The organism is Aliirhizobium wenxiniae, assembly GCF_019511445.1.
Lineage (GTDB): Bacteria > Pseudomonadota > Alphaproteobacteria > Rhizobiales > Rhizobiaceae > Neorhizobium > Neorhizobium wenxiniae_A.
The window spans coordinates 194,762-201,805 of the sequence record NZ_JAEUAN010000011.1 but is presented as its reverse complement, the minus strand read 5'-3'; the positions used below and the strand labels follow the sequence as shown (position 1 = coordinate 201,805).

9 protein-coding genes are annotated in these 7,044 nt (G+C 60.1%); 2 read left to right on the top strand and 7 right to left on the bottom strand.

The features are described from left to right. Positions 1-134: 134 nt before the first annotated feature. From JNB91_RS15585 to JNB91_RS15575, 3 genes are all read right to left on the bottom strand, one after another. On the bottom strand, positions 135-1,196 hold the full coding sequence (locus JNB91_RS15585) for a zinc-binding metallopeptidase family protein (protein ID WP_220326442.1): 1,062 nt from the start codon (positions 1,194-1,196) through the stop codon (positions 135-137). A 114-nt stretch (positions 1,197-1,310) separates the two neighbouring features. Further along, positions 1,311-1,502, bottom strand: coding sequence for a CsbD family protein (locus JNB91_RS15580; RefSeq protein ID WP_220326424.1), 192 nt, complete (start codon positions 1,500-1,502; stop codon positions 1,311-1,313). An 86-nt stretch (positions 1,503-1,588) separates the two neighbouring features. After that, positions 1,589-2,194: a YqgE/AlgH family protein gene (locus JNB91_RS15575; protein ID WP_220326423.1), complete on the bottom strand. Its 606-nt coding sequence runs from the start codon at positions 2,192-2,194 to the stop codon at positions 1,589-1,591. A 162-nt stretch (positions 2,195-2,356) separates the two neighbouring features. Between JNB91_RS15575 and JNB91_RS15570 the strand changes: the two genes are divergently transcribed. After that, the gene (locus JNB91_RS15570; protein WP_220326422.1) at positions 2,357-3,199 is read left to right on the top strand and encodes a protein-disulfide reductase DsbD domain-containing protein; all 843 of its coding nucleotides are present in this window, start codon (positions 2,357-2,359) and stop codon (positions 3,197-3,199) included. Positions 3,200-3,344: 145 nt separating this feature from the next. After that, on the top strand, positions 3,345-3,830 hold the full coding sequence (locus JNB91_RS15565) for a peroxiredoxin (RefSeq protein ID WP_220326421.1): 486 nt from the start codon (positions 3,345-3,347) through the stop codon (positions 3,828-3,830). A 184-nt stretch (positions 3,831-4,014) separates the two neighbouring features. Here JNB91_RS15565 and JNB91_RS15560 read toward each other — a convergent pair whose 3' ends face one another. From JNB91_RS15560 to ispH, 4 genes are all read right to left on the bottom strand, one after another. Continuing rightward, the gene (locus tag JNB91_RS15560) at positions 4,015-4,323 is read right to left on the bottom strand and encodes a Dabb family protein (RefSeq protein ID WP_220326420.1); all 309 of its coding nucleotides are present in this window, start codon (positions 4,321-4,323) and stop codon (positions 4,015-4,017) included. Positions 4,324-4,471: 148 nt separating this feature from the next. Further along, positions 4,472-4,942, bottom strand: a complete 471-nt coding sequence (gene rnhA, locus JNB91_RS15555) for a ribonuclease HI (RefSeq protein ID WP_220326419.1) — start codon at positions 4,940-4,942, stop codon at positions 4,472-4,474. Further along, complete coding sequence (locus JNB91_RS15550) at positions 4,939-5,916, bottom strand: homoserine kinase (protein WP_220326418.1); 978 nt, start codon at positions 5,914-5,916, stop codon at positions 4,939-4,941. Before JNB91_RS15550 ends, rnhA begins: the two co-directional genes overlap by 4 nt. A gap of 68 nt (positions 5,917-5,984) precedes the next feature. After that, a complete protein-coding gene (ispH, locus tag JNB91_RS15545; RefSeq protein ID WP_220326417.1) occupies positions 5,985-7,013 on the bottom strand; it encodes a 4-hydroxy-3-methylbut-2-enyl diphosphate reductase in 1,029 nt (342 codons plus the stop codon). Positions 7,014-7,044: the final 31 nt, after the last annotated feature.

The following is a 7,044-nucleotide window of genomic DNA, read 5'->3' as shown; positions in this document are numbered from 1 at the left end:
TCCCAACCCTCCCCACAACGGGGAGAGCTTAACCCAGCCGAACCGCTGTGCCTCGATTGAGGCAGACCGGCGCGGCATATATTCTCCTCCCTTGTGGGGGAGATGGCCGGCAGGCCAGAGGGGGTCTTGGGCTATTACCTTCCCTGCACCAAATCATGCACGAATTGCAGTTTTTCCTTCACCGCTGAGGTGAGAATGAACGGGTAAAGATCGGGCACGCCCATCGAACGGTGGATGCTGTTGATCGCCAGGCTGAAGGGCACCCAGGCCGTGACGAGCTGTTCGGCATCTCTTGCCCGGTAGGGATTGAAATCCACTTCCGCCGCGAGTTCCTCGTGGCTGCGCGGATCGGTCGACATACCGTAGGAACGCGCCGTTTCCAGCGTGTCGACGATATGGACATAGTGGGCAAAACTCTCGGCGAAATCCTCCCAGGGATGTGAGCTGGCATAGGTCGAGATGAAGAATTCCTGCCAATTCGGCGGCGGACCTTCCTCGTAATTGCGCCTGAGCGCTTCGCCATAGTCGACCGTTTCGTCACCAAAGACAGCCCGAAACGCATCGATCTTTCCGCCATCACGCACCATTCGGTCCCATATGTAATGGCCGGTCTCGTGGCGGAAATGGCCGAGCATGGTGCGGTAGGGCTCGTTCATCGACACACGGATCTGTTCGCGCGTCGCGTCATCGGCCTCGGCGGCGCGGATGGCGATCAGGCCGTTTTCGTGGCCTGTCATGGCGGCTTTCACCGTGCCATCCGGCTGGATCTCATCGATGAGGAAATCGAAGACCAGGCCCGCGACGGGGTCATCGTCGCGGTTGATGCGCGGCAGGTTCCATTTGAGCATGGAATAGAAGAGATGCCGCTGGGCCTGGCTGATACGGCGCCACTGGCGAAGCCCCTCCTCCGTCGAGGCATCGGGCACGAGCCGGTTATGGCGGCAGGCAGGGCAGAATGTGTTCGGGTCATCCGCAAGGACGGTCCAGTTGCAGATGTCCATGCCAGCGTTGGCGCAAAGCCGCACCTTCTGCTCCGGTTTTGCAACGAGCGACAAGGTGCCGTCGCTCTCGTCCGGCTGAAGTGCGTGCATGGAGAGGTCTTCCGGCACGAAAGCGAGGCGATAGCCGCAATTGACGCAATTCCTGTTGTCGAAATGAATTGTCTGTCCGCAGTGGTCGCAGTCGAAAAGGCGCATGGACTGATCCGGGGTGAGGGTTTCAGCTTCAGACATAGAGAAAACCTGCCCCGGGGGAACCGGAACAGGCTTTCGACGCGACTGGAGATCGCATTATTCCATCATTGAAGACCGTCAGAGGCGATCGACAAATTCCTTGCCGGCTTCCTTGACCTTGCCCTTGGCCTGCTGGGCGTGGCCCTTGGCTTCCTGGGCATTACCCTTGGCCTTCAGCTTCGAGTTATCCGTCAGATCGCCTGCGGCCTGCTTGACCTTGCCTGCAATCTCATTGCCCTTGCCGGCCATTTTATCGCTGGTGCTACCCATGCTCGGTCTCCTTTATCCTTGTCGACGCCTTGCTTGCGTCTTGCAGGGATAAAACGGAGAAGGCCCCGGAACGTTCCCGAAAAATCTCAGGCGTGGCCGGCTTCGGTGGACAGCATTTCGGGGCTCACCCCCATGATGGCGAGGGCGCGCTCATATTTGGTGTCGACAGCGTGATCGAAAATCAGGTCATCCTGGGCGGCGCAGTTCAGCCAGCCATTGTTGCTGATTTCCGCCTCGAGTTGCCCCGGCCCCCATCCGGCATAGCCCAGAAGAAGGGTCGCCCGAGATGGGCCCTTGCCCTGCGCGATCGCCCGCAGGATATCGAGCGTGGCCGTCAGTGAAATCTCGTCGCTGACGGGAATGGAGCTTTCGCAGCTGAAATCATCCGAATGCAGGACAAAGCCCCTGCCGGTTTCGACCGGGCCGCCATAAAGAACGGGGAAATTATGCGCCTTTTCGGACAGGAAACCCGAATGCGGATCATCCACGAGCTTCAGATGTTCGAGCACATCCGGGAAAGACAGATCCTGCAGCCGATTGATGATGAACCCCATGCCACCGGCAGCCGAGTGAGCGCAGATATAGACCACACTGCGCGCAAAATTTCCGTCCTGAACGCCGGGCATGGCAATCAGGAACTGGCCATCCAGAAAGCCGCGTTCGCGCTTGTCTCTCAGTGCCGAAATTCCCATCGAGCCTCCCGTGCGCGCATCAAAGCGCCTTCTGGCGGGAACCGCATCAGGCGGCCCTTCACATGCAAGATGGGGCAGTCCGGCATATCATTCAACCGAAAATGATCGGTTTGCCTCAGACGTGGCTGGCGAGCACGGAATTGCTGAGATAAATCCGTTTCCATGATTTCGACCGCTACCACCACTCTCCGCCTTTTCATTGCCGCATCGCTCCTCGCCGCCACGGCTGTCGCACCGATAGCGGCACGGGCGGAAACAACCGACTGGGCGACCAATGAGGGCGGGCGCATGCGTATCGTCGCTCTGGCGCCGGATGCGCGCGGCGTCGTGCGCGGGGCGCTGCAAATCGAGCCCAAGGCCGGCTGGATCACCTATTGGCGGGAACCCGGCGATGCGGGCATACCGCCGCATATCTCCTTCTCCGAGACATCCGGCGTCAGCCTGAGGAAGATGTCCTATCCGGTGCCGCGACGCTTCGACAATGGCGATGTCCGCGACGTCGGTTACGACATGGCCGTCAGCTTTCCGTTCGAGCTTTCGGTGAGGGACCTGAACCAAACCTCGGCGATCACCGCATCTGCCTTTATCGGCATCTGCCGCAATATCTGCATCCCCTTCCAGGCAGAGTTCAATCTTTCGCTCAAGGCGGATGCAGGAACCTCCCTTGCCGAGGCGATGATCATCAACGAGGCGGAGGCCAAGTTGCCGGAAGCGCCATCGGCCGATTTTTCCGTCACCCATTACGCCGTCTCCTCCGACGGCGATACGCTGCGCCTGCGCCTGCAGCTGCCGAAGGATGCGCCGAAAAAGCCGCATGTTATCGTGACCGGCCCGGAAGGCCATGTTCTGTTCAGCGACGGCCAAGGAGTGCGCGAGGACGACAGCTATTCGCTGGAGATGCCGGTTGGAAAACTGCCAAAAGACTATCACATGCAGGGCAAACGCTGGGGAATTCTCGTTCTGGCCGGTAAGCGTGCCATGGAAACCTCGCTCGCCTTCGAGTGAACCCGCTCGCCCGCAGTCTTTCCCAGTCGCAAAACCGCGCGACGCGAGCGCTCGATATGTCCCCTCCTCTATTGTCTTGCCATTCGCCAACTCTATAGTGCCGCCGGACGGTCGCGTGTGCGATCGCATTGGCAGGAGAGACGACATGACGATCGCAGTAGGCGACAAGCTTCCGGAAGCGACATTCAAGGAAAAGACGGCAGATGGTCCCGTAGAGGTTAAGACCGGCGATCTTTTCGCCGGAAAGAAGGTCGTGCTCTTTGCAGTTCCCGGCGCCTTCACCCCCACCTGCACGCTCAATCACCTGCCCGGCTATCTGGAAAACCGTGACGCGATCCTTGCACGCGGTGTCGACGATATTGCGGTTGTCGCCGTCAACGACTGGCATGTGATGGGTGCCTGGGCGCAGCAGTCCAACGCGCTCGGGAAGATCCATTTCCTCGCCGACTTCGACGCCTCCTTCACCAAGGCGATGGGTCTCGACATCGACCTTTCCGGCGGCGGGCTTGGCGTGCGTTCGAAGCGCTATTCGATGCTGGTCGAGGACGGCGTGGTCAAGTCGCTGAACATCGAGGAAAGCCCCGGCCAAGCCACCGTTTCAGGTGCTGCCACGATGCTGGAACAGCTTTAGTAATTAAGGGGAGAGCCCGGGATCCCTATCGGCGTCATGCTCGGGCTTGTCCCGAGCATCTGCGACGTTCAATTCTGGTTCGACATCAACAGATCCTCGGGACAAGCCCGAGGATGACGTTGGAAACCGGTCTCACACATCGAACGCGCCGAGACGCGCTCCATCCATTTCCCGCGCTGATGAATCAGGCTGCCAGATCGTAGACGATCAGGCCCGACAGACCGCCGTCGGCGGAGGCCACGATACGCTCGGCGACCGCAATGTGGTCCGGCGCGACCAGATAGGCGTCACGCGCCTCGGGGCTTTCGAAGGTGACGATGAAGCCATCGAGAAAGCCGCCGTTCAGACCTTCGGTCGAGACATTCGCGCCATATTTGATATCGAGAATGCCGGGCACGACGGTCTTCAGCCCGGCGATCGCCGCGTAGATCTCATCCTTTTCCGCAGCCGACAGAGCGGACTTGAAGCGCAGAAAAACACAGTGAAGGATCATGCGTGGTCTCCCTAGATCGTGCCCCGATTTTGCCACGATCACCATAGGCAGTCATGCCGGGATGGCAAGCGCGCCGATTGACGCTCGCAACGTCATCCAACGGGAAACCGAGCGGCCTCCCATCGCGTAATCGTTCAAAAAAAGCGAATTATTTCACCAGCAGAGAGCGACCGAGGCTTGGCTTCTTCTTGAACGGTTCCATGCCGAGGCGGGCGAGTTCGTCGGCCCGTTCGTTTTCCGGATGGCCGGCATGGCCCTTGACCCAGTGCCACTTGACCTTGTGGCGCTGGTTGGCGGCATCGAGCTGTTGCCAGAGTTCGCCATTCTTCACCGGCTTCTTGTCGGCGGTCTTCCAGCCGTTCTTCTTCCAGCCGAAGATCCACTTGGAGATGCCGTCCATGACATATTTGCTGTCGGTATAGAGATCGACTTCGCAAGCACTCTTCAATGCGGTGAGCGCGGAGATGGCGGCCAGAAGTTCCATGCGGTTGTTGGTGGTTTCCGCCTCGCCGCCGTTCAGCTCCTTGGTGGTCTCGCCGTAGCGCAGGATGGCGCCCCAGCCGCCGGGGCCGGGATTGCCGGAGCAGGCGCCATCGGTAAAGATCTCGACATGCTTCATGGCGCCACCTCGATTGCCGGGGCATATTCGGCGACCGACGAAACCTGCCGGTGGAAGCGCAGCTTCTTCAGATATTCGAGCGGGTCCTTCTTCACCACCAGCGCGCCTTCCGGCGTCGTCAGCCAGTCGTAAAGGCGGGTGAGGAAGAAGCGCAGCGCGGAGCCGCGGGCGAGAACCGGCATTGCTTCGCGCTCTTCATCCGAAAGCGGGCGCACCGAGCAATAACCTTCCAACAATGCCGAACCCTTGGTGACATTGTAGGAGCCGTCCTTCTCGAAGCACCATGCATTGAGGCAGATCGAGACGTCATAGGCGAGCAGGTCGTTGCAGGCGAAATAGAAGTCGATCAGGCCCGAAAGCTCGTCGCCCAGAAAGAAGACATTGTCCTGGAACAGATCGGCATGGATGACGCCCGCCGGCAGATCCTTCGGCCAATGGGCTTCAAGGTAAGCCAGTTCGGCGGTGATCTCCGCTTCAAGGCCGGTCTCGACCTCATCGGCACGCTCGGCCGACTTTTCCCAAAGCACCTTCCAGCCTTCGAGCGACAGCGCATTCGGCCGCTTGATCTCGAACCCTTCACCGGCGAGATGCATGCCGGCAAGCGCCTTGCCGACTTCACGGCAGTGTTTTGCTTCCGGCTTTCTCAACCACATACCTTCGAGGAAGGAGATGAGCGCCGCCGGGCGGCCTGAAAGCTCGCCTAAAAGCTCGCCATCACGGCGCGGCAGGGGCAGCGGGCAGGACAGGCCTCGTTCCGACAGATGCTGCATAAGGCCTAAGAAAAACGGCAGGTCCGACTTTTCCACCCGCTTTTCATAAAGCGTCAGGATCAGCGGATCCTTCGTCGTATGCAGCAGGAAGTTGGAGTTCTCGACGCCCTCGGCAATGCCCTTGTAGGAGGTCAGCTCACCGACGTCATACTGCGCCAGAAAGTGCTTGAGGTCGATTTCGGTGATGTCGGTATAAACGGCCAAGGCGGTCTCACAGTCGATCGAGGGGCAGAATCATCCGCCCGGGAATGGTGACTTACCTATCGCGCTGTTTACGGGGTCGCCGCAAGCGGCCGATCGCCATTTACCCAGGCCATGTCTTCCACAGTGAGCGGCACGGAGCGAAGCTCGCGGTTAACGAGGAAGTTTTCGGTTTCCTCGGCGGTGATCGCCAGCTCAATTTCGGCGGCAAAGCGTTCCTTGAAGGCGGCGATGATTTCGTCGACGATGACTTCGGGCGCAGAGGCACCGGCAGAGAGGCCGAGCGTGCGGATATTACCGATCTCGTCCCAGTTCAGCTCGGAGGCGCGCTGGACTAGCAGAGAGCGCTTGGCCCCTGCCCTCAGAGCGACTTCGACAAGACGCTTGGAGTTGGATGAATTCGGCGCGCCGACGACGATGAAGAGATCGCAGCCGGGGGCGGCTTCCTTTACCGCTTCCTGGCGATTGGTGGTGGCGTAGCAGATACTGTCGGCCGCCGGGGCCTGGAGGTTCGGAAAGCGCTCCTGCAGCTTGGCGATGACGCCCGCCGTATCATCGACCGAGAGCGTCGTCTGGGTGACGAAACCGAGATTGTCCGGATCTTCCGGCATATAAGCTTCGGCATCGGCGATTGTGTCCACCAGCGAAACGGTGCCGGGCGGCAGTTGGCCCATCGTGCCGATGACTTCCGGATGGCCGGCATGGCCGATCAGCACGACATGGCGGCCGAGGCGCTGGTGGCGCATGGCCTGCTTGTGGACCTTGGAGACCAGCGGGCAGGTCGCATCGAGATAGAAAAGATTGCGTGCCTGCGCATCTTCCGGCACGGATTTCGGCACGCCGTGGGCGGAGAAGACGACCGGCTGCTGGCGGTGCTCTTCCGGGATCTCGTGCAGTTCCTCGACGAAGACGGCGCCCTTGGCTTCCAGTCCCTCGACGACATAACGGTTATGGACGATCTCGTGGCGGACATAGACCGGCGCACCATATTGTTTCAGCGCCAGCACGACGATCTGGATCGCCCGGTCGACACCGGCGCAGAAACCGCGTGGACCGCAAAGCCTGATCGAAAGAGCCGGTTTGGTGACCTGAATGTTCATTCCGCATCCGCTGTTGGAAAATGCCTAAGGC